The organism is Pseudorhodoferax soli (assembly GCF_003337555.1).
Taxonomy (GTDB): Bacteria; Pseudomonadota; Gammaproteobacteria; order Burkholderiales; family Burkholderiaceae_C; genus Pseudorhodoferax; species Pseudorhodoferax soli.
The window spans coordinates 252,366-273,552 of sequence record NZ_QPJK01000001.1 but is presented as its reverse complement, the minus strand read 5'-3'; the positions used below and the strand labels follow the sequence as shown (position 1 = coordinate 273,552).

The 21,187-nt window shown below is 67.0% G+C and carries 19 protein-coding genes; 17 read left to right on the top strand and 2 right to left on the bottom strand.

Going from position 1 to position 21,187, the window contains the following annotated elements; all coding sequences use genetic code 11:
- The first annotated feature begins 12 nt into the window (after positions 1 to 12).
- The 11 genes from nuoG to DES41_RS01120 are packed head-to-tail and all read left to right on the top strand — an operon-like array spanning position 13 to position 11,155.
- Positions 13 to 2,157, top strand: coding sequence for an NADH-quinone oxidoreductase subunit NuoG (gene nuoG / locus DES41_RS01170; protein WP_114465165.1), 2,145 nt, complete (start codon positions 13 to 15; stop codon positions 2,155 to 2,157).
- On the top strand, positions 2,154 to 3,230 hold the full coding sequence (nuoH, locus tag DES41_RS01165; RefSeq protein ID WP_114465163.1) for an NADH-quinone oxidoreductase subunit NuoH: 1,077 nt from the start codon (positions 2,154 to 2,156) through the stop codon (positions 3,228 to 3,230). The genes nuoG and nuoH overlap by 4 nt, the downstream gene beginning before the upstream one ends.
- A 16-nt stretch (positions 3,231 to 3,246) precedes the next feature.
- Entirely contained in the window at positions 3,247 to 3,759 is a 513-nt protein-coding gene (nuoI, locus tag DES41_RS01160; RefSeq protein ID WP_114465161.1) for an NADH-quinone oxidoreductase subunit NuoI, read from the top strand.
- Positions 3,760 to 3,783: 24 nt separating this feature from the next.
- Positions 3,784 to 4,449: an NADH-quinone oxidoreductase subunit J gene (locus tag DES41_RS01155; RefSeq protein WP_114465159.1), complete on the top strand. Its 666-nt coding sequence runs from the start codon at positions 3,784 to 3,786 to the stop codon at positions 4,447 to 4,449.
- Positions 4,446 to 4,754 (top strand): NADH-quinone oxidoreductase subunit NuoK, encoded by a 309-nt coding sequence (gene nuoK, locus DES41_RS01150; protein ID WP_056175349.1) that lies wholly within the window; start codon positions 4,446 to 4,448, stop codon positions 4,752 to 4,754. Before DES41_RS01155 ends, nuoK begins: the two co-directional genes overlap by 4 nt.
- Before the next feature lie 10 nt (positions 4,755 to 4,764).
- Entirely contained in the window at positions 4,765 to 6,798 is a 2,034-nt protein-coding gene (gene nuoL / locus DES41_RS01145; protein WP_114465157.1) for an NADH-quinone oxidoreductase subunit L, read from the top strand.
- A gap of 21 nt (positions 6,799 to 6,819) precedes the next feature.
- A complete protein-coding gene (locus DES41_RS01140; protein WP_114465155.1) occupies positions 6,820 to 8,295 on the top strand; it encodes an NADH-quinone oxidoreductase subunit M in 1,476 nt (491 codons plus the stop codon).
- Positions 8,296 to 8,316: 21 nt separating this feature from the next.
- On the top strand, positions 8,317 to 9,801 hold the full coding sequence (gene nuoN, locus DES41_RS01135; RefSeq protein ID WP_114465153.1) for an NADH-quinone oxidoreductase subunit NuoN: 1,485 nt from the start codon (positions 8,317 to 8,319) through the stop codon (positions 9,799 to 9,801).
- 1 nt (position 9,802) lies between these two features.
- Entirely contained in the window at positions 9,803 to 10,105 is a 303-nt protein-coding gene (locus tag DES41_RS01130; protein WP_114465151.1) for a DUF2818 family protein, read from the top strand.
- A 1-nt stretch (position 10,106) separates the two neighbouring features.
- Positions 10,107 to 10,706 carry an NUDIX domain-containing protein gene (locus DES41_RS01125; protein ID WP_114465149.1) on the top strand — a complete coding sequence of 200 codons (600 nt, stop codon included), beginning with the start codon at positions 10,107 to 10,109 and terminating at the stop codon, positions 10,704 to 10,706.
- An 8-nt stretch (positions 10,707 to 10,714) separates the two neighbouring features.
- Positions 10,715 to 11,155, top strand: a complete 441-nt coding sequence (locus tag DES41_RS01120; protein WP_114465147.1) for a DUF1178 family protein — start codon at positions 10,715 to 10,717, stop codon at positions 11,153 to 11,155.
- A gap of 67 nt (positions 11,156 to 11,222) precedes the next feature.
- Here DES41_RS01120 and DES41_RS01115 read toward each other — a convergent pair whose 3' ends face one another.
- Positions 11,223 to 12,530 (bottom strand): Glu/Leu/Phe/Val family dehydrogenase, encoded by a 1,308-nt coding sequence (locus DES41_RS01115; RefSeq protein ID WP_114465145.1) that lies wholly within the window; start codon positions 12,528 to 12,530, stop codon positions 11,223 to 11,225.
- Between the two features lie 124 nt (positions 12,531 to 12,654).
- Positions 12,655 to 14,460, bottom strand: a complete 1,806-nt coding sequence (locus DES41_RS01110; protein ID WP_114465143.1) for an ABC transporter transmembrane domain-containing protein — start codon at positions 14,458 to 14,460, stop codon at positions 12,655 to 12,657.
- Between the two features lie 90 nt (positions 14,461 to 14,550).
- Here DES41_RS01110 and DES41_RS01105 point away from each other — a divergent pair, with 90 nt between their 5' ends.
- The 6 genes from DES41_RS01105 to DES41_RS01080 all read left to right on the top strand — a co-directional run bounded on the left by DES41_RS01105 (position 14,551) and on the right by DES41_RS01080 (position 21,154).
- Entirely contained in the window at positions 14,551 to 15,081 is a 531-nt protein-coding gene (locus tag DES41_RS01105; RefSeq protein WP_211332869.1) for a MarR family winged helix-turn-helix transcriptional regulator, read from the top strand.
- Positions 15,078 to 16,523 carry an efflux transporter outer membrane subunit gene (locus DES41_RS01100; RefSeq protein WP_114465141.1) on the top strand — a complete coding sequence of 482 codons (1,446 nt, stop codon included), beginning with the start codon at positions 15,078 to 15,080 and terminating at the stop codon, positions 16,521 to 16,523. The genes DES41_RS01105 and DES41_RS01100 overlap by 4 nt, the downstream gene beginning before the upstream one ends.
- A gap of 29 nt (positions 16,524 to 16,552) precedes the next feature.
- The gene (locus DES41_RS01095) at positions 16,553 to 17,884 is read left to right on the top strand and encodes an HlyD/EmrA/EmrK family protein (RefSeq protein ID WP_211332868.1); all 1,332 of its coding nucleotides are present in this window, start codon (positions 16,553 to 16,555) and stop codon (positions 17,882 to 17,884) included.
- A 22-nt stretch (positions 17,885 to 17,906) separates the two neighbouring features.
- Entirely contained in the window at positions 17,907 to 19,466 is a 1,560-nt protein-coding gene (locus tag DES41_RS01090; RefSeq protein WP_114465137.1) for a DHA2 family efflux MFS transporter permease subunit, read from the top strand.
- Positions 19,467 to 19,673: 207 nt separating this feature from the next.
- On the top strand, positions 19,674 to 20,444 hold the full coding sequence (locus tag DES41_RS01085) for an ABC transporter ATP-binding protein (RefSeq protein WP_114465136.1): 771 nt from the start codon (positions 19,674 to 19,676) through the stop codon (positions 20,442 to 20,444).
- A complete protein-coding gene (locus DES41_RS01080; RefSeq protein WP_114465134.1) occupies positions 20,444 to 21,154 on the top strand; it encodes an ABC transporter ATP-binding protein in 711 nt (236 codons plus the stop codon). The genes DES41_RS01085 and DES41_RS01080 overlap by 1 nt, the downstream gene beginning before the upstream one ends.
- Positions 21,155 to 21,187: the final 33 nt, after the last annotated feature.

Here is a 21,187-nt window from a genome sequence, read left to right as displayed (position 1 = left end):
GAAGCACCCGATATGGTTGAAATCCAAGTCGACGGCAAGAAGGTCGAGATCGCCGAAGGCAGCATGGTCATGCATGCAGCCGACAAGGCCGGGACTTACATCCCTCACTTCTGCTACCACAAAAAACTGTCCATCGCGGCCAACTGCCGCATGTGCCTGGTGGACGTGGAGAAGGCGCCCAAGCCGATGCCGGCCTGCGCCACTCCCGTCACGCAGGGCATGATCGTCCACACCAAGAGCGACAAGGCGCTGAAGGCGCAGAAGTCGGTCATGGAGTTCCTGCTGATCAACCACCCGCTGGATTGCCCCATCTGCGACCAGGGCGGTGAGTGCCAGCTGCAGGATCTGGCCGTGGGCTACGGCGGCTCGTCCTCGCGCTATGTCGAGGAAAAGCGCGTGGTGTTCCACAAGGACGTGGGCCCGCTGATCTCCATGGAGGAGATGAGCCGCTGCATCCACTGCACCCGCTGCGTGCGCTTCGGCCAGGAAGTGGCCGGCATCATGGAGCTGGGCATGATCCACCGGGGCGAGCACTCCGAGATCACGACCATCACGGGCGAGACCGTGGACTCCGAGCTGTCGGGCAACATGATCGACGTGTGCCCGGTCGGCGCGCTGACGAGCAAGCCCTTCCGCTACAGCGCCCGCACCTGGGAACTGTCGCGGCGCAAGTCGGTGAGCCCGCACGACTCCACGGGTGCCAACCTGATCGTGCAGGTCAAGAACCACAAGGTCATGCGCGTCGTTCCGCTCGAGAACGAAGCCGTGAACGAGTGCTGGATCGCCGACCGCGACCGCTTCTCCTACGAGTCGCTGAACAGCGACGAGCGCCTGACCCAGCCCATGCTCAAGCAGGGCGGCCAATGGCAGACCGTGGACTGGCAGACCGCGCTGGAATACGTGGCCAATGGCTTGAAGCAGATCAAGGCCGACCACGGTGCGTCCAGCATCGGCCTGTTGGCCAGCCCGCACAGCACGCTGGAAGAACTGAGCCTGGCCGGTGCTTTGGTGCGCGGCCTGGGCAGCGACAACATCGACCACCGCCTGCGCCATGCCGAGTTCGTGCCGACTGAAGGCGTGCGTTGGCTGGGGCTGCCGGTGGCGGCACTGACCACGCTGCAGCGCGTGCTGGTCGTGGGTTCCAACCTGCGCAAGGACCACCCACTGTTCGCGCAGCGCATCCGCCAGGCCGCCCGCAAGGGCGCCAAGGTGCATGCGATCGCCTCGTGCGCCCAGCTGGCCGATGCGGACGCCTGGGCCATGTCGCTGGGCGCCACGCTCAAGGCCGAAGCCGGCGACTGGCTGCAGGCCCTGGCCGATGTGGCCACCGCCGTGGGCGCTGAGAAGGGTGTCGCTGCGCCGGCCGCGGGCCAGGCCCACGAAGCCGCGCAGGCCATTGCCAAGTCGCTGCTGGGCGGTGACCGCAAGGCCGTGTTGCTGGGCAACGGTGCCGCCCACCATGCCCAGGCCGCCAGCCTGCTGGCCCTGGCGCAGTGGATCGCCGAGCAGACCGGTGCGAGCTTCGGCTACCTGACCGAAGCCGCCAACACCGTCGGCGCCCAGTTCATCGGCGCGCAACCGCAGGCCGATGGCCGCAATGCTGCCCAGATGCTGGCCGGCGGCCTCAAGGCCGTGCTGCTGCTCAACAACGAGCCCGAGTTCGACTCGGCGGCAGGCGCCAGCGCCGCTGCTGCACTCGACGCGGCCGAGATGGTCGTCACGCTGAGCCCGTTCAAGGCCAACATGGCGTTCTCCGACGTGCTGCTGCCCATCGCGCCGTTCACCGAGACGTCGGGCAGCTTCGCCAATGCCGAAGGCCGTGTGCAGAGCTTCCATGCCGTGGTGCGCCCGCTCGGCGAGACGCGGCCGGCCTGGAAGGTCATCCGCGTGCTCGGCAACATGCTGGGCCTGCCCGGCTTTGCCCAGGAGTCCTCGCAGGATGTGCTGGCAGGTCTCGGCCTGGCACAGGCCGACGGCGTCACGCGCATCCCGGCCGAGCGCCTGTCGAACGCGACACGTGCCAGCATCGCGGCCGCCGCCGCGGTGGGGGCACCGGCCGTCGCCAGCATTTACCAGTTGGACAGCCTGGTGCGCCGGGCCACGTCCTTGCAATTGACCGCGGATGCGCGGCAGGCCCAGGGAGCGAGCGCAGCATGATCGACAGCATCTACGGTTTCGGCCAAGGCCTGGTCGCTGCCAGCTGGTGGACCGGCGCCATCTGGCCTGTGGTCTGGGGCATGATCAAGATACTGTGCGTGCTGCTGCCCCTGCTGGGCGCGGTGGCCTACGCCACGCTGTGGGAGCGCAAGTTCCTGGGCTTCATCCAGGTGCGCCACGGCCCCAACCGCGTCGGCCCCATGGGGCTGCTGCAGCCGATCGCCGACGCGCTCAAGCTCCTGACCAAGGAACTCATCAACCCGACCGCCGCGAGCTCGGGCCTGTTCCGGCTCGGCCCCATCATGGCCATCATGCCGGCGCTGGCCGCGTGGGTGGCCGTGCCCTTCGGCCCCGAGGCCGTGATCGCCAACGTCAACGCCGGTCTGTTGCTGATCATGGCCATCACCTCGATCGAGGTCTATGGCGTGATCATCGCGGGCTGGGCCTCGAACTCGAAGTACGCCTTCCTGGGCGCGCTCCGCGCCTCGGCCCAGATGGTGAGCTACGAGATCGCGATGGGCTTCTGCCTCGTGATCGTGATCATGGTGTCGGGCAGCCTGCATCTGGGTGAGATCGTCGCCGCACAGGCCAAGGGCATGGGCGTCAACATGGGCCTGGGCTTCCTGTCCTGGAACTGGTTGCCGCTGCTGCCGGTGTTCGTGGTCTATCTGATCTCCGGCGTGGCCGAGACCAACCGCCACCCCTTCGACGTGGTCGAAGGCGAGGCCGAGATCGTGGCCGGCCACATGGTCGAGTACTCGGGCATGGGCTTTGCCATCTTCTTCCTGGCCGAATACGCCAGCATGTGGCTGGTCTCCATCCTCGCGGTGCTGATGTTCCTGGGCGGCTGGCTGTCGCCCATCGGCTTCCTGGACTTCATTCCGGGCTGGATCTGGCTGGGCCTGAAGACGTTCTTCGTGCTCTCGCTGTTCATCTGGATCCGCGGTACCTTCCCGCGCTTCCGTTACGACCAGATCATGCGTCTGGGTTGGAAGATCTTCATTCCCGTCACGCTGGTGTGGCTGCTGCTGGTCGGCGGCTGGATGCAGACGTCCTGGAACATCTGGCACTGAGCGGAGAGACCCCACGATGACCACCGCAACCGCTTCCTCTGGCTTTTCCGTCAAGGATTTCCTCAAGAGCTTCATGCTCACCGAGCTCTTCAAGGGCATGGTGCTGACCGGCCGCTACGCGTTCAAGCGCAAGGTGACCGTGCAGTTCCCCGAGGAGAAGACCCCGCTGTCGCCGCGCTTCCGCGGCCTGCACGCGTTGCGCCGCTACGAAAACGGCGAAGAGCGCTGCATCGCCTGCAAGCTGTGCGAGGCCGTGTGCCCCGCCCTGGCGATCACCATCGAGTCCGACGTGCGTGACGACGGCTCGCGCCGCACCACGCGCTACGACATCGACCTGACCAAGTGCATCTTCTGCGGCTTCTGCGAAGAGAGCTGCCCGGTCGATTCCATCGTCGAGACCCACATCCTCGAATACCACGGCGAAAAGCGCGGCGACCTGTACTTCACCAAGGACATGCTGCTGGCCGTGGGCGATCGCTACGAAAAAGAAATCTCGGCCGCCAAGGCAGCCGACGCCCCGTACCGTTAACGGCCAGGCGCCCCGAAGAAAAAAATGGACGTCAAGACAGGCTTCTTCTATCTGTTTTCGCTCGTGCTGCTGTTCGCAGCATTCCGGGTGATCACAGCGCGCAATCCGGTACACGCCGTGCTGTACCTGATCCTCGCGTTCTCGCAGGCTTCTGCGATCTGGCTGCTGCTGCAGGCCGAGTTCCTGGCCATCGTGCTGGTGCTGGTCTACCTGGGGGCGGTGCTCGTGCTGTTCCTGTTCGTCGTGATGATGCTGGACGTGGACGTCGAGGGCTTGCGACAGGGCTTCTGGAAGCACTTCCCGCTGGCCGGTGCGATCGGCGTGCTGATCGCGCTGGAGATGGCGGCCGTGTTGATGGGCGGCTTCCGCGCCACCGACGAATCGCGCAATCTTGCCGGCGCGGCCGTTCAGGCCGGCGCGCAGGTCTCCAACACCAAGGCGCTGGGCATTCTGCTCTACACCGAATACCTGTATCCGGTGCAGGTGGCGGCGTGCATCCTGCTGGTGGCCATGATCGCCGCCATTGCGCTGACGCTGCGCGGCCGCAAGGACAGCCGCAACGTGCGCCCTGAAGACCAGGTCCATGTGCGTGCCGCCGACCGTGTCGCCCTGGTCAAGGTCAACCCGACGCGCCCGGCGCCTCCACCACCGGCCCCACCGGCTGCTGCAGCCGAGGAGAAGAAGGCATGACGCTCAGTCTCGGTCATTTCCTGTCACTGGGCGCGATGCTGTTCGCGCTGTCGGTGATCGGCATCTTCCTGAACCGCAAGAACCTGATCGTGCTGCTGATGGCCATCGAGCTGATGCTGCTGGCGGTCAACATGAACTTCGTGGCGTTCTCGTATTACCTGAACGACATGCACGGGCAGATCTTCGTGTTCTTCATCCTGACCGTGGCGGCCGCCGAGTCCGCCATCGGCCTGGCGATCCTGGTGCTGTTGTTCCGCAACCGCTCCAGCATCAACGTGGACGAACTCAACACGCTCAAGGGCTGAGAACAACAACATGAGCCAAACACTCTCGGCCTCCACGCTCCTGGCCGTTCCAATGGCGCCGCTGGTCGGCTCCGTGCTGGCTGGCATCTTCGGCACCGCCTTCGGTGGCAACAAGATCGGCCGCCGCGTATCGCACTCGCTGACCATCCTTGGCGTCTTCGTCGCCTTCGTCATCGCGGCGATGACGCTCAAGAGCGTGGCGCTCGATGGCGCCCGCTTCAACGAGACGCTATACACCTGGATGGTGGTCGGCGACCTGAAGATGGAAGTCGGCTTCCTGGTCGACGGCCTGACGTCCATGATGATGGTCGTCGTCACCTTCGTGTCGTTGATGGTGCACATCTACACCATCGGCTACATGGAAGAGGACGCCGGCTACAACCGTTTCTTCGCCTACATCTCGCTGTTCACCTTCTCCATGCTGATGCTCGTGATGAGCAACAACATGCTCCAGCTGTTCTTCGGCTGGGAAGCCGTGGGCCTGGTGTCCTATCTGCTGATCGGCTTCTGGTTCAACAAGCCGACGGCCATCTTCGCCAACATGAAGGCCTTCCTGGTCAACCGCGTCGGCGACTTCGGTTTCATTCTGGGCATCGGCCTGATCGCCGCCTATGCGGGCACGCTGAACTACACCGAGATCTTCGGCAAGGCCGACGCCATCGGCAAGCTGGGCTTCCCCGGCACCGACTGGATGTTGGTCACGGTGATCTGCATCTGCCTGTTCATCGGCGCGATGGGCAAGAGCGCGCAGTTCCCGCTGCATGTGTGGCTGCCCGACTCCATGGAAGGCCCGACGCCGATCTCCGCGCTGATCCACGCCGCCACCATGGTGACGGCCGGCATCTTCATGGTGGCGCGCATGTCGCCGCTGTTCGAGCTGTCCGATACCGCGCTGAACTTCATCCTCGTGATCGGTTCGATCACGGCGCTGTTCATGGGCTTCCTGGGCATCATCCAGAACGACATCAAGCGCGTGGTGGCCTATTCCACGCTGTCGCAGCTGGGCTACATGACGGTGGCGCTGGGCGCTTCGGCCTACTCGGTTGCCGTGTTCCACCTGATGACGCACGCCTTCTTCAAGGCGCTGCTGTTCCTCGGTGCCGGCTCGGTCATCATGGGCATGCACCACAACCAGGACATCCGCTGGATGGGCGGCGTGCGCAAGTACATGCCGATCACCTGGATCACCTCGCTGCTGGGCTCGCTGGCACTGATCGGCACGCCGCTGTTCTCGGGCTTCTACTCCAAGGACAGCATCATCATCGCCACGCACGCCAGCCACCTGCCCGGTGCCGGCTTCGCGCAGTTCGCCGTCATGGCCGGTGTGTTCGTCACGGCGTTCTACTCGTTCCGCATGTACTTCCTGGTCTTCCACGGCAAGGAGCGCTACGACCAGAACCCGGACGCGCACCACGGTGCGCACGACGACCACCACGGCCACGACGACCATGGCCACAGCCATGATCCGCACGAGTCTCCCTGGGTCGTCACGGCGCCGCTGGTGCTGCTGGCCATCCCCTCGGTCATCATCGGCTACCTGACCATCGGCCCGATGCTGTTCGGCGACTTCTTCAAGGATTCGATCTTCGTCAACGGCTCGCTGCACCACGCCATGGCCGAGCTGGCGGAGGAATACCACGGCCCTGTGGCCATGGCCCTGCACGGCCTGCAGACCGCACCGTTCTGGCTGGCGCTGGCTGGCGTGGCCCTGTCCTACTACATGTACATGGTCAATCCGGCGCTGCCGGCAGCGATCAAGCGGGCCTGCATGCCGATCTACACGCTGCTCGAGAACAAGTACTACCTGGACTGGATCAACGAGAACATCCTCGCGCGCGGCGCCCGTGCCCTGGGCTTCGGCCTGTGGAAGGGCGGCGACCAGGCCATCATCGATGGCGCGTTGGTCAACGGCTCCTGGAAGCTGGTGGGATGGATCGCAGGCGCCGTGCGCCGCGTGCAGACCGGCTTCATCTACCACTACGCGCTGGTCATGATCCTCGGCATCTTCGTGCTGATGACGTACTTCGTCTGGTTCAACAAATAAGGCTGAGGGAGAAGAACAAAAATGGGTTTGTTGAGCCTCGCGATCTGGACGCCGATCTTCTTCGGCGCCGTGCTGCTGGCCCTTGGCAGGGATGAGTACGCACGCGCCGTGCGCTGGGTGGCGCTGATCGGCGCCATCGTCAGCCTGCTGGTCACGCTGCCGCTGTACAGCGGTTTTGACAACACGACAGCTGCCATGCAGTTCGTTGAGAAAGCGCAGTGGATCGACCGCTTCAATGTGCATTACCACCTGGGGGTGGACGGCATCTCGTTCTGGTTTGTGCTGCTGACGGCCTTCATCACGGTCATCGTCGTGATCGCCGGTTGGGAAGCCATCACCTCGCGCGTGAACCAGTACATGGGGGCGTTCCTGATCCTGTCGGGCCTCATGATCGGCGTGTTCTCCGCGCTGGACGGCCTGCTGTTCTACGTGTTCTTCGAGGCCACGCTGATCCCGATGTACCTGATCATCGGCATCTGGGGCGGCCCGAACAAGATCTACGCCGCCTTCAAGTTCTTCCTGTACACGCTGCTAGGTTCGCTGCTGCTGCTGATCGCGCTGATCTACCTGTACGTGCACTCCGGCGGCAGCTTCGACATCCAGACCTGGCACGACCTGCCGCTGCCGCGCAACGCGCAGACGCTGCTGTTCTTCGGTTTCTTCGCGGCCTTCGCCGTCAAGGTGCCGATGTGGCCGGTCCACACCTGGTTGCCCGACGTGCACGTGGAAGCGCCCACCGGCGGCTCCGCCGTGCTGGCCGCCATCATGCTGAAGCTGGGCGCCTATGGCTTCCTGCGCTTCTCCATGCCCATCGCTCCCGATGCTGCGCACGAATGGGCCTGGCTCATGATCACGCTGTCGCTGATCGCCGTGGTCTACGTGGGCCTGGTCGCCCTGGTGCAGCAGGACATGAAGAAGCTGGTGGCGTATTCGTCCGTTGCGCACATGGGCTTCGTCACCCTGGGTTTCTTCATCTTCAACGACCTGGGTGTGTCGGGCGGCTTGGTGCAGATGATCGCGCACGGTTTCGTGTCGGGCGCCATGTTCCTGTGCATCGGCGTGCTGTACGACCGCGTGCACTCGCGGGAGATCGCAGCCTACGGCGGCGTGGTCAACACCATGCCCAAGTTCGCGGCCTTCGCACTGCTGTTCGCGATGGCCAACTGCGGCCTGCCGGGCACGGCCGGTTTCGTCGGCGAGTGGATGGTGATCCTGGGCGCCGTCAAGGCCAATTTCTGGATCGGCCTGCTGGCTGCCACTGCGCTGATCTTCGGCGCAGCCTACACGCTGTGGATGTACAAGCGCGTCTACCTGGGTCCTGTGGCCAATGACCACGTGAAGGAACTCGAGGACATCAACGCCCGCGAATTTCTGATGCTGGCGCTGCTGGCGATTGCGGTGCTGGCGATGGGCATCTACCCCAAGCCCTTCACCGATGTGATGGACGTGTCTGTGGCCGAGTTGCTCAAGCATGTCGCGGTGTCCAAGCTGAACTGAGCGGGCGAGAGAAGAAACGATATGGACAAAATCAGCTGGATCACCGTTTATCCGGAAGTCGTGCTGCTGGTCATGGCCTGCGTGATCGCGCTGGTCGATCTTGCGGTCAAGAGCCCGCGCCGCACGGCCACCTATGTGCTCACGCTGCTGAGCCTCACTGTCGTGGCCGTGCTGCACGGCACCTATGCCTCTGGCAACACCACCTTGTACGGCTTCGGCGGCATGGTGGTCAGCGACCCCATGGGCAACTGGCTCAAGTGCTTCGCCACCGTGGCCGTGATGGTCACGTTGGTCTACGGCCGGCCTTACGCTGCCGACCGCGGCATGCTGCGCGGCGGTGAGCTGTTCACGCTGTCGATGTTTGCGCTGCTGGGCATGTCGGTGATGATCTCCGGCAGCAACTTCCTGGTCATCTACATGGGCCTGGAACTGCTCACGCTGTCCAGCTACGCGCTGGTGGCGCTGCGCCGCGACAACGCTGTCGCCAGCGAAGCCGCGATGAAGTACTTCGTGCTGGGTGCGCTGGCCTCGGGCTTCCTCCTCTACGGCCTGTCGATGATGTACGGCGCCACCGGTTCGCTGGACATCAACGAAGTGTTCAAGGCCGTGGCCTCGGGCCAGGTCCAGCACCAGGTGCTGGTCTTCGGCCTGGTGTTCATCGTCTCCGGCCTGGCCTTCAAGCTCGGTGTGGTGCCGTTCCACATGTGGGTGCCCGACGTCTACCACGGCGCACCCACGGCCGTCACCCTGATGATCGCCGGCGCGCCCAAGCTCGCCGCCTTCGCCATCGTGATCCGCCTGCTGGTCGAAGGCCTGCTGCCGCTGGCCATCGACTGGCAGCAGATGCTGATCGTGCTGTCCGTGGCCTCGCTCCTGATCGGCAACCTGGCCGCGGTCATGCAGAGCAACCTCAAGCGCATGCTGGCCTACTCGACGATCTCGCAGATGGGCTTCGTGCTGCTGGGCCTGCTGGCCGGCGTGGTCAACGGCAACACGTTGTCGGCCGCCAACGCCTACAGCTCGTCGATGTTCTATGTCGTGACGTATGTGCTGACCACGCTGGCGAGCTTCGGCGTGTTGCTGCTGCTGGCACGCGAAGGCTTCGAGAGCGACGAGGTGGTCGACCTGGCCGGCCTGAACCAGCGCAGCCCGCTGTACGCGGCCGTGATGGCGATCTGCATGTTCTCGCTGGCCGGCATCCCGCCCATGGTGGGCTTCTACGCCAAGCTGTCGGTGCTGCAAACGCTGGTGGCCTCGGGCGAGGGCTATCTGGTGGGCCTGGCGATCTTTGCCGTGGTGATGTCGCTCATCGGCGCCTTCTACTACCTGCGCGTGGTCAAGGTCATGTACTTTGACGCGCCGATCACGGCCAGCACGGTGTCTGCACCTCTGGACGTGCGCGCCGTGCTCTCGGTCAACGGCGCTCTGGTGCTGTTGCTGGGCGTGCTGCCGGGCGGGCTGATGGCGCTGTGCGTGCAGGCCATCACCCTGACGCTGGGCACCTGAGTTGGCGCCCGATGCGGCGGTCTGGCTCGTGATCCTGGCGGCCGTGGTGGCCGCCAACCTGCCTTTCCTCACGCAGCGGTTGTTCCTGGGCCTGCGCCTCGCGCAGGGCAAGGGCATGGCCCTGCGCTTGCTCGAACTGCTGGTGTACTACCTGGCGGTCGGCGCGCTGGGCCTGGTGCTCGAACGCAACGTGGGCCGCATCGCGCCCCAGGGCTGGGAGTTCTACGCCGTCACCGCTGCGTTGTTCGTGACGCTGGCTTTTCCCGGCTTCGTCTGGCGCTACCTGCTCAAGCACCGGCACTGACATGGACAGGGACGACGCTCATCTGACCGAAGAAACCGTGCAGCGCGAGGTACTGCTGCGTGGCCGCTTCCTGCACGTGCTGCGCGACACGGTGCGCCTGCCCGATGGTGGCAGCGACACACGCGAATTCGTCGTGCACCCGGGCGCCGTCATGGTCGTGCCGCTGCTCGACGATGGCCGCATCGTTCTGGAGCGCCAGTACAGGCACCCGATGGGCCGTGTGATGGTCGAGTTCCCGGCCGGCAAGCTCGATGCCTTTGAGGACACCTGGACTTGCGGCCGCCGCGAATTGCTGGAAGAAACCGGCTACACCGCGCGCGAATGGGCCAAGGCGGGCGTGCTGCACCCCGTCATTTCCTATTCGACCGAGTTCATCGAGATCTGGTTCGCGCGCGGTCTTGTGCTGCAGGAACGGCATCTCGATGCAGGCGAGTTCCTCGAGGTCTTCAGCGCCAGCGTGGACGAGTTGCTGGCCTGGTGTCGCGACGGCACGGTGACCGACGCCAAGACCCTGAGCGCTGCGCTGTGGCTGCAGAATTGGCGTGCCGGTGCCTGGGACTTGCAGTGGCAGCCCAACCCGGACGGTGCGGGCGCCGGATAATTCGGTCCATGAAAGTCCTGGACCTTCAGTGCCCCCATGGTCACAGCTTCGAAGGCTGGTTCGGCTCGGAAGACGACTTCCAGTCCCAACTGGCGCGCGAGCTTGTGGAATGCCCGGTCTGCGGCGACACCGCCGTGGCAAAGAAGCTGTCCGCCCCGCGCCTGAACCTGGGCGCGAGCGAACCGGCTGAGAGCCCGCGGCGTGAGGTGGCGGCGGTGGAGCCGCAACTGCAGGCGGCGTGGATGAAGATGGTGCGCCATGTGCTGGCCAACACCGAGGACGTGGGCGGCAAGTTCGCCGAGGAAGCCCGCCGCATCCATTACGGCGAGACCGCGGAGCGCAGCATCCGCGGCCAGGCCTCGCGCGAGGAGACCGAATCCTTGCTGGAAGAGGGCATCGCCGTGATGCCCTTGCCGATCCCCAAGGCCCTCAAGGAGCCGTTGCAGTAGGCCAGGGGCTTGGAGCCTGTGCCCGTTGGGCACAGGGTGTGACCGCCTTCGGGCGGCCGGGCGGCGGTCAGGGGTACAGCCCGCGCAGCTCTCGCGTGTGCAGGATGCGCTCGCAGGCCACGATAAAGGTTGCTGTGCGCAGGCTCACCTTGTGTTGCTCTGCCACCTGCCAGACACCGGCGAAGGCCTGCTGCATCACGCGCACCAGGCGCTTGTTGATCTCGTCTTCGTCCCAGAAGAAGGAGGAGAAGTCCTGCACCCACTCGAAGTAGCTCACCGTCACGCCGCCGGCGTTGGCGATCACGTCGGGCAGCACCAGCACGTTGCGCTCGTGCAGGATGTCGTCGGCCTCGGGCGTGGTCGGGCCGTTGGCGCCTTCGATCACCATGCGGGCCTGGATGCGGTGCGCGTTGGCCTTGGTGATCTGCTGCTCCAGCGCGGCCGGGATCATGATGTCGCAGGGCACGTCCCAGAACTTGTCGGCGTCCATGACCTCGGCGTGCTCGAAGCCGGCCACCGTGCCCTTGTCGGCCACGTGCTTGAGCAGCGAGGGCACGTCCAGGCCGGCCTCGCGGTAGATCGCGCCGCCATGGTCCTGCACGGCCACCACGCGGGCGCCCGCCTCTGCGAACAGCTTGCCGGCGATGCCGCCCACGTTGCCGAAGCCCTGCACGGCCACGGCCGCGTTGGCCACGTCCAGGCCGATGCGCTTGGCCGCTTCCACGCCCACGGTGAACACGCCACGGCCCGTGGCTTCGCGCCGGCCCAGGGAGCCGCCCAGGTCCACCGGCTTGCCCGTCACCACCCCGGTGGCGGTCGAGCCTTGGTTCATGGAGTAGGTGTCCATCATCCAGGCCATGATCTGCTCGTTGGTGTTGACGTCCGGTGCCGGGATGTCCTTGGTCGGGCCGATGATGATGCCGATCTCGCTGGTGTAGCGGCGCGTCATGCGCTCCAGCTCGCCGCGCGACAAGGTCTTGGGATCGACGCGGATGCCGCCCTTGGCGCCGCCATAGGGCACGTTCACGGCCGCGTTCTTGATCGACATCCAGGCCGACAGCGCCATCACCTCGGACAGCGTCACGTCCTGGTGGAAGCGCACGCCGCCTTTGCCCGGGCCGCGCGAGGTGTTGTGCTGCACGCGGTAGCCCTCGAAGTGGGCGATGCGGCCATCGTCCAGGTGGATCGGCACGTCCACCACCAGGATGCGCTTGGGCCGCTTGAGTGTTTCCACCCAGCGCGCCAGATTGCCCAGATAGGGCTCCACGCGGTCGACCTGCTGCAGGAAGATGCCCCAGGGGCCGAGATGGTCGGCCTGCAGGTAGGAGGGCAGGGCGTGCGCGGTGGGCGCCGGGGTGGAAGAGGAGGTTGCCATGGACTGGCTCCTGTTGTTGTCGAGGAGCGCAAGCTTAGGCGTGGCTTACCGGGCTGTCCAAGCCCGGTAGCGGCCGGTTCGTGCCTTATGCATATCATGCATAGGCTGCCGGCAGGGGTCGCTGCTACTGGGTGAACTGCAGTGCGGCCAGACGCGCGTAGGTGCCGCCGGCCGCCACCAGCGCAGCATGCGTGCCCTGTTCGACGATGCGGCCTTGTTCGAGCACCACGATGCGGTCGGCCTGCTGCACGGTGGCCAGACGGTGGGCGATGACGAGCGTGGTGCGGCCCTGCATGGCCGATTCCAGCGCAGCCTGCACCATGCGCTCGCTCTCGGCGTCCAGCGCGCTGGTGGCCTCGTCGAGCAGCAGCAGCGGCGCGTTCTTGAGCATGGCGCGCGCGATCGCGATGCGCTGGCGCTGGCCACCCGACAGGCGCACACCGCGCTCGCCGAGGAAGCTGTCGTAGCCCTGGGGCAAGGCTTCGATGAAGTCGTGCGCGAAGGCCGCGCGCGCTGCGGCCTCGACGTCGGCATCGCTGGCCTCGGGCCGGCCGTAACGGATGTTCTCCCGCGCGCTGGTGGAGAACAGCACCGGGTCTTGCGGCACGATGCCGATGCGCCCGCGCAGTTCGTCCAGCGCCATCTCGCGCGTGGTCACCCCGTCGAGCGCGATGCTGCCGCGCTCCTGATCGTAGAAGCGCAGCAGCAGCTGGAAGACCGTGCTCTTGCCCGCGCCGCTGGCGCCCACCAGGGCCACGGTCTCGCCCGGTGCCACGGCCAGGTTGAAGTCGCTGAGCGCAGCCTGGGCCGGACGCGAGGGGTAGTGAAAGGTCACATCGGCCAATTCCAGACGGCTGCCGCTGTTGCGCGCGGGCGCCGGCGCTGGCCTCGCCGGCGAGGCGATCGGCGAGCGCATGTGCAGCAGCTCCATCAACCGCTCGGTCGCCCCGGCCGCGCGCAGCAGGTCGCCGTAGACCTCGCTGAGGGCGCCGAAGGCACCGGCCAGGATGATCACGTAGACCACGGTCTGGCCCAGGTGGCCGGCCGAGATGTCACCGCGCATGACGGCCTGCGTGCCCTGGTACAGGCCCCACAGCAGCGCGGCCGAGGTGGCCGTGATGATGAAGGCCACGAGCACGGCGCGCGCACGCGTGCGCCGCACGGCGGTGTTGAATGCGTTCTGCGTGGACTGCGTGAAGCGCGCGGCCTCCCGCGCCTCGGCCGTGTAGCTCTGCACCACGGGGATGGCGTTGAGCACCTCGGCCGCGATCGCGCTGGAGTCGGCCACGCGGTCCTGGCTTGCGCGCGAGAGCTTGCGCACGCGCCGGCCGAACCACATGGTCGGCAGCACCACGAGCACCAGGATGCCCAGCACCTGCGTCATCACATAGGGGTTGGACCAGACCAGCATGCCGAGCGCACCGGCGCCCATCACGGCATTGCGCAAGCCCACCGACAGCGATGAGCCGACCACCGTCTGCACCAGCGTGGTGTCGCCAGTCAGGCGCGACAGCACCTCGCCGGTCTGCGTGGTTTCGAAGAACTCGGGGCTTTGCCGCACCACATGGGCGTAGACCGCGTTGCGCAGGTCCGAGGTGACGCGCTCGCCGAGCCAGCTCACCACGTAGTAGCGGCCGGCCGAGAACAGGCCCAGTGCCGCCGCCACGGCGAACAGCTCGAAGAAGTGCGTGCGCAACGCGACCAGCCGCTCGCCCGTGTCCTGCGGCGTGGTGCCGCCGCTGACCAGGCCGTTGTCGATCAGGCTGCGCAGCGCGAGCGGGAACACCAGCGTGGCGCAGGCGGCCAGCACCAGGAACAGGGCGGCCAGCGCGATGTGGCCGCGGTAGGGCGTGAGGAACGGCAGCAGGCCACGCAGCGACCGCGGCGACCCCTGGGCCGGCTCGGCCGCCGAATGTGCAGAAGAAGGCATGGGGCGTGAGTGTATCCAGCCGCGACTGCGGAAATTGCCATGGCAAAGACAGCCTTGACAATATTTGCCTAGGCAATTAAATTTCTGCCCATGGACGAACGACTCTCGCGCAAGCCGATGCCCCCCATGGCCGGCCGCCCGCCGCCCGCGGACTTCTACGAACCCACGAGCTACAACCCAAGCGACAGCGTCGGCTACCTGATGCGCCGCATCATGTCCCTGGTGGCCTTGGCCGTGGAGCGCGAGCTGGAATCCACCGGCCTCACGCATGCGCAATGGATCCCGCTGTTCAAGCTGGCCGTGCACCCGGGCGGCGCCACCGTGGCCGAACTCGCGCGGCTCTGCGAACTCGATGCCGGCGCGATGACGCGCCTGCTCGACCGGCTCGAGGCCAAGGGCCTGTGCCAGCGCGAGCGCTCCTCTGAAGACCGCCGCGTGGTGCGCCTCGCGCTGACCCCACAGGGCAAGGCCGTGGCCGAGCAGATTCCGGTGGCGCTGAGCCGCGTGCAAAACGCCTACCTCGCCGGCTTCTCGCGCGAGGAATGGCTGCTGCTCAAGAGCTTCCTCGCCCGCATCCTGGACAACGCGCAGCAGGGCTGCGCTGGAAAGAAGAACCCATGACATCCGCTCCAAGCCTGCACCTGACGCTGGCTGCCGCCCTGGTGCTGGCCCTGGTGGCCTGCGCCAACCCCTCCGGCATCGCGCCGCAGGCCCAGCTGCGCGAGGCCGCCGCGGTCGGCGTGCCGCTGCAGACCGCCGCCTCGGTGCCAGCCGTCGAGACCGCCTGGTGGCGCGCCTACGGCGATCCCGCGCTCGACCAGCTGGTCGACCAGGCGTTGGCCGGCAGCCCGAGCCTGGGCCTGGCGCAGGCGCGGCTGGCGCGTGCCATGGCCGTGGTCGAGGTGGCAGACGCCGCCCTGCTGCCGCAGCTGGGCCTGGGTGTGGACATCACGCGCCAGCGCTACACCGAGAACGGCGCTGTGCCCGCGCCGCTGGCCGGCTCGGTGCGCAACAACGGGCTGCTCCAGCTGTCCAGCAGCTGGGAGCTGGACTTCTTCGGCAAGAACCGCGCTGCGCTCGACGCCGCGCTGGGCAGCGCGCGCGCCGCCGCGGCCGATGCCCAGGCGGCGCGCGCGCTGCTGGCCCAACAGATCGTGCGCGGCTGGCTGCAGCTGGCGCGCGCACAAGACCAGCTGAGCGTGGCCGAACGCACGCTGGCCCAGCGCGGCGAGCAACTGGCCCTGGTGAAGGACCGGCTCGACGCCGGCCTGGACACGCGGCTGGAACTGCGCCAGGCCGAGGGCGGCCTGCCCGAGGCGCGCCAGCAGATCGAAGCGCTGCGCGAGCAGATCCAGTTGTCGCGCCACGCCTTGGCCGCGCTTGCGGCCCAGCCGCCCGCGGCCCTGCAGGATGCTGCGCCGTCGCTGGCCCGCCTGCAGGCGCCGAGCCTGCCCGCTGTGCTGCCGGCCGACCTGCTGGGCCGCCGCGCCGATGTGCAGGCCGCGCGCTGGCGCGTCGAGGCCGCCGCGCGCGACGTGGATTCCGCGCGCGCCCAGTTCTATCCCAACATCAGCCTGACCGGCTTCGCCGGCCTGTCCAGCATCGGCCTGAACAACCTGGTGCAGGCCGGCAGCCTGCAATGGGGCATCGGCCCGGCGCTGCGCCTGCCGCTCTTCGACGCCGGTCGCCTGCGCGCCAACCTGCGCGGCAAGGCCGCCGATGTCGATGCTGCCGTGGAAAGCTACAACGGCGCCATCGTCGGCGCCGTGCGCGAGGTGGCCGACCAGCTCGTCTCTGTGCGCTCGGTCGCCCTGCAGCAGCAGGAGCAGCGGGCCGCCCAGGAGGCTGCCGAAGGCGCCTATGCGATCGCCAAGCAGCGCTATGGCGCTGGCCTGGGCAACTACCTGCAGGTGCTGACCGCTGAATCCAACGTGCTGGTCCAGCGCCGCCAGCAGGTCGAACTGGCCGCCCGCGCGCTCGACGTGCAGGCGCAGCTGGCCCATGCGCTGGGCGGTGGCGTCGCGGTCGATGCCACGCCGCTGGCACTCAACACCGGGCGCTGATCCGCCTTTCCCTTCCGGACCCGATCACCATGAACACCACTACAACAACCGCCGCCGCCTCCGAACCCGCTGCCCCGGGCAAGCGCAAGAAGGCCCTGACCGCCATCGCCGCCGTCGTCGTCGTCGCCGGGCTGGGCCTGGCCGCCTACGAATGGCTGGTCGCCAGCCACTACGAGGAAACCGACAACGCCTACGTGCAGGGCAACCTCGTGCAGATCACGCCGCAGATCGGCGGCACGGTGATGGCCATCCTGGCCGACGACACCGACCGCGTGCAGGCCGGCCAGCCGCTGGTGCAGCTGGACCCAGCGGACGGGCGCGTCGCGCTCGAGCAGGCCGAGGCCCAACTGGCGCAGACCGTGCGCCAGGTGCGCACGCTGTACGCCAACAACGGCGCGCTCGCGGCCCAGGTGTCGCTGCGCGATGCGGACGTGGTGCGCGCGCGCACCGAGATCGGTCGCGCGCAGAGCGAGATGGCACGCGCCAACGACGACCTGAACCGGCGCCAGTCGCTGTCGGGCAATGGCGCAGTCTCGCGGGAAGAACTGCACCACGCCCAGACCACGCTGGCCAACACCAAGAGCGCACTCGCGGCGGCCGAGGCCGGCGTGCAGTCGGCACAGGCCGCGGCCGCGGCCGCGCGCGAGCAACTGGCCAGCAACCAGTCCATGACCGAAGGCACCAGCGTGGACCAGCACCCCAGCGTGCTGGCCGCCGCGGCCAAGGTGCGCGAGGCCTGGCTGGCCACGCAGCGCGCCGCATTGCCCGCGCCGGTCTCGGGCTATGTCGCCAGGCGCAGCGTCCAGCTGGGCCAGCGCGTGGCCGCCGGCACGCCACTGATGTCGGTGGTGCCGCTGGACCAGCTCTGGGTGGACGCCAACTTCAAGGAAGTCCAGTTGCGCAACATCCGCATCGGCCAGCCCGTCAAGCTGACGGCCGACGTGTACGGCAAGAAGGTCGAATACAAAGGCGAAGTCTCGGGCCTGGGCGTGGGCACGGGTGCAGCCTTCGCGTTGCTGCCCGCGCAGAACGCCACCGGCAACTGGATCAAGGTGGTGCAGCGCGTGCCGGTACGCATCACGCTCGACCCACAGCAGCTGACGGCCAACCCGCTGCGCGTTGGCCTGTCCATGGACGTGACGGTGGATGTCACGCACAAGGACGGCCGCACGCTGGCCGAGGCGCCGCGCAGCGCCCCGCTGGCGGCCACGGCCGTCTATGCGGCCGATGCCCGCGGTGCCGACGAGCAGGTGCGCCGCGTGATCGCTGCCAACGTCGGCCCTGCCGTGCGTGGCCAGGCTCCGGTGGCGCGTGCGCCGGTGCGTGCCGCCGCCGCACAGACGGCCCAGGCCGCGCATTGAAGGACGGCACGCCCGCAGCTCCATGAGCACTGCCACCTTCGTCCGCCCTGAGCCGCTGCAGGGCAGCGCCCGCATGTGGGGCACGGTCGCGCTGTCGGCCGCGACCTTCATGAACGTGCTGGACACGTCCATCGCCAACGTCTCGCTGCCGGCCATCGCCGGTGACCTGGGCGTGAGCCCCAACCAGGGCACCTGGGTCATCACCAGCTTCGCCGTGGCCAACGCCATTGCCGTGCCGCTCACGGGCTGGCTGTCGCAACGCTTCGGGCAGGTGCGCCTGTTCGTGACCAGCGTGCTGCTGTTCGTGCTGGCTTCCTGGGCTTGCGGCCTGGCGCCCAGCATGCCCACGCTGATCGCGCTGCGTGCGCTGCAGGGCTTCGTCGCCGGGCCCATGATCCCGCTGTCGCAGGCGCTGCTGCTGTCCAGCTATCCGCCAGCCCTCGCCGGCACGGCGATGGCCATGTGGGCCATGACCACGCTGGTCGCGCCGGTGATGGGGCCGCTGCTGGGGGGCTGGATCACGGACAACATGTCCTGGCCCTGGATCTTCTACATCAACGTGCCCGTCGGCCTGCTGGCCGCCTTCGGTGCCTGGCGCATCTACGCCAGCCGCGAAAGCCAGATCCGCAAGCTGCCGATCGACGCCATGGGCCTGGCGTTGCTGGTGGTCTGGATCGCCTCGCTGCAGATGATGCTGGACCTGGGCAAGGAGTATGACTGGTTCCACTCCGACCTGATCGTCGGCCTGGGCGTGGTGTTCGTGATCGCGTTCGCGGTGTTCCTGGTCTGGGAACTCACCGCCGACCATCCGGTGGTGGACCTGCGGCTGTTCGCACGGCGCAACTTCTGGGGCGGCACGCTGGCGACCTCGGTGGCCTACGGCCTGTTCTTCGGCAACGTGGTGCTGCTGCCGCTGTGGCTGCAGCAGTACATGGGCTACACCGCCACCGATGCCGGCCTGGTCACCGCGCCCGTCGGCCTCATGGCCATCATCCTGTCGCCCATCGTTGGCAAGACGGTGCACAAGGTCGACCCGCGGCGTTACGTGACCTTCGCGTTCCTGACCTTCGGTCTCGTGCTGTGGCTGCGCTCACGTTTTTCCACGCAGGCCGACATGTTCACGATCCTGGTGCCGACCGTGATCCAGGGCATCGCGATGGCGTTCTTCTTCATCCCGCTGACGACCATCACGCTGTCGGGCATCGCACCGGACCGCATCCCCGCCGCGTCGGGCCTCACGAACTTCGCGCGCATCACGGCGGGCGCCATGGGCACCTCGATCGTCACCACGGTCTGGGAGAACCGCGCAGCACTGCACCACGCGCAACTGGTCGAGTACGTGCAGCGCGGCAGCGAGGCCACGCAGCAGGCGCTGCAGGTCTACCGCAGCGCAGGCATGAACGCCGAACAGGCGCTCGCCCAGCTCAACCGCGTGGTCGACCAGCAGGCCTTCATGCTCGCGGCCAACGACGTGTTCTATGCCTCGGCGGCGCTGTTCATGCTGTTGATCCCGCTGGTCTGGCTCACCCGTCCGCAACGTGGCGGTGCAGGGGGCGCGGAGGCCGCGGCAGGCGCGCACTGAGCGCGGTTTGTCAGCTTCGCGTCAAGCTTGCCGGCCGGGCGACAGTGCCCGGCCGTTTTGCTTAAGAAATAAGCAATATCGCAGTGCAGCATTGGCGTTTATCCTAGTGTTTTGCACAGGGGTCGCCTCGTACAGTGCGCCGCAGTGCAAGGCTGGGAACGGTCGTGCGAACGAACCAACGCGGCAACGGCGGAAGGCTAGGCGAAATTGGCGGACATCATTCTGCAAACCAAGGACCTCACGAAAGAGTTCAAGGGCTTCACCGCCGTCAGCAAGGTCAACCTGGCGGTGCAGCGCGGCAGCATCCATGCGCTGATCGGCCCCAACGGCGCCGGCAAGACCACCTGCTTCAACCTGCTGACCAAGTTCCTCGAACCCACCACGGGGACCATCACCTTCAACGGCCACGACATCACGCGTGAGCAGCCGGCGCAGATCGCGCGGCGCGGCGTGATCCGCTCGTTCCAGATCTCGGCGGTCTTTCCGCATCTCACGCTGATGGAGAACGTGCGCCTGGGCCTGCAGCGCAAGCTCGGCTGGTCGTTCCACTTCTGGAAGAGCGAGAAGCAGCTGGACCGCCTGAACGGCGAGGCCGTCGCGCTGCTCGACCAAGTGGGCCTGGCCGATATGGCGGACGAGGTGACGGTCAACCTGCCCTATGGCCGCAAGCGCGCCCTGGAGATCGCCACCACGCTGGCGATGGAGCCCGAACTCATGCTGCTGGACGAGCCCACGCAGGGCATGGGCCACGAAGACGTGGACCGCGTCGCGCAGCTCATCAAGAAGGTCAGCCAGGGCCGCACCATCCTCATGGTCGAACACAACATGGGCGTGGTCTCCACCATCGCCGACACCATCACGGTGCTGCAGCGCGGCGCCGTGTTGGCCGAGGGCCCGTATGCCGAGGTCTCGCGCAACCGCCAGGTCATGGAGGCCTACATGGGCACCGTGGACGGCGAACTCCAAGGGGCGCATTGATGTCTGCTCCGGCATTGGAGATCAAAGGCCTGCAGGGCTGGTACGGCGAGTCGCACGTGCTGCATGGCGTGGACATGGTGGTGCAGCCCGGCGAGGTGGTCACGCTGCTGGGCCGCAATGGCGCCGGACGCACCTCCACCATGCGCGCCGTGCTCGGCCTGATCGGGCGCCGCGTCGGCTCGGTCCGCATCCACGGCACCGAGACCATCGCCATGGCGACGCACCGCATCGCCCACCTGGGCCTGGGCTACTGCCCGGAAGAACGCGGCATCTTCGCCAGCCTCTCGTGCGAGGAGAACCTGCTGCTGCCGCCTGCGCTCAAGGGCATGGGCAGCGGCATGTCGCTGGACGAGATCTACACCATGTTCCCCAACCTCGCGGAGCGCCGCAACAGCCCTGGCACGCGGCTGTCGGGCGGCGAGCAGCAGATGCTGGCCGTGGCGCGCATCCTGCGCACCGGCGCCAAGCTGCTGCTGCTCGACGAGATCTCCGAAGGCCTGGCGCCGGTGATCGTGCAGGCGCTGGCGCGCATGATCACGACGCTGCGTGCCAAGGGCTACACCATCGTGATGGTGGAGCAGAACTTCCGCTTCGCCGCGCCGCTCGCCGACCGCTTCTACGTGATGGAGCATGGCCGCATGGTGGAGCACTTCGCCGCTGCCGAACTCCAGCAGAAGATGCCTGTGCTCAACGAGCTGCTGGGCGTCTGAACCGCTTTCCCGACCACAACCGCTAGGAGACAG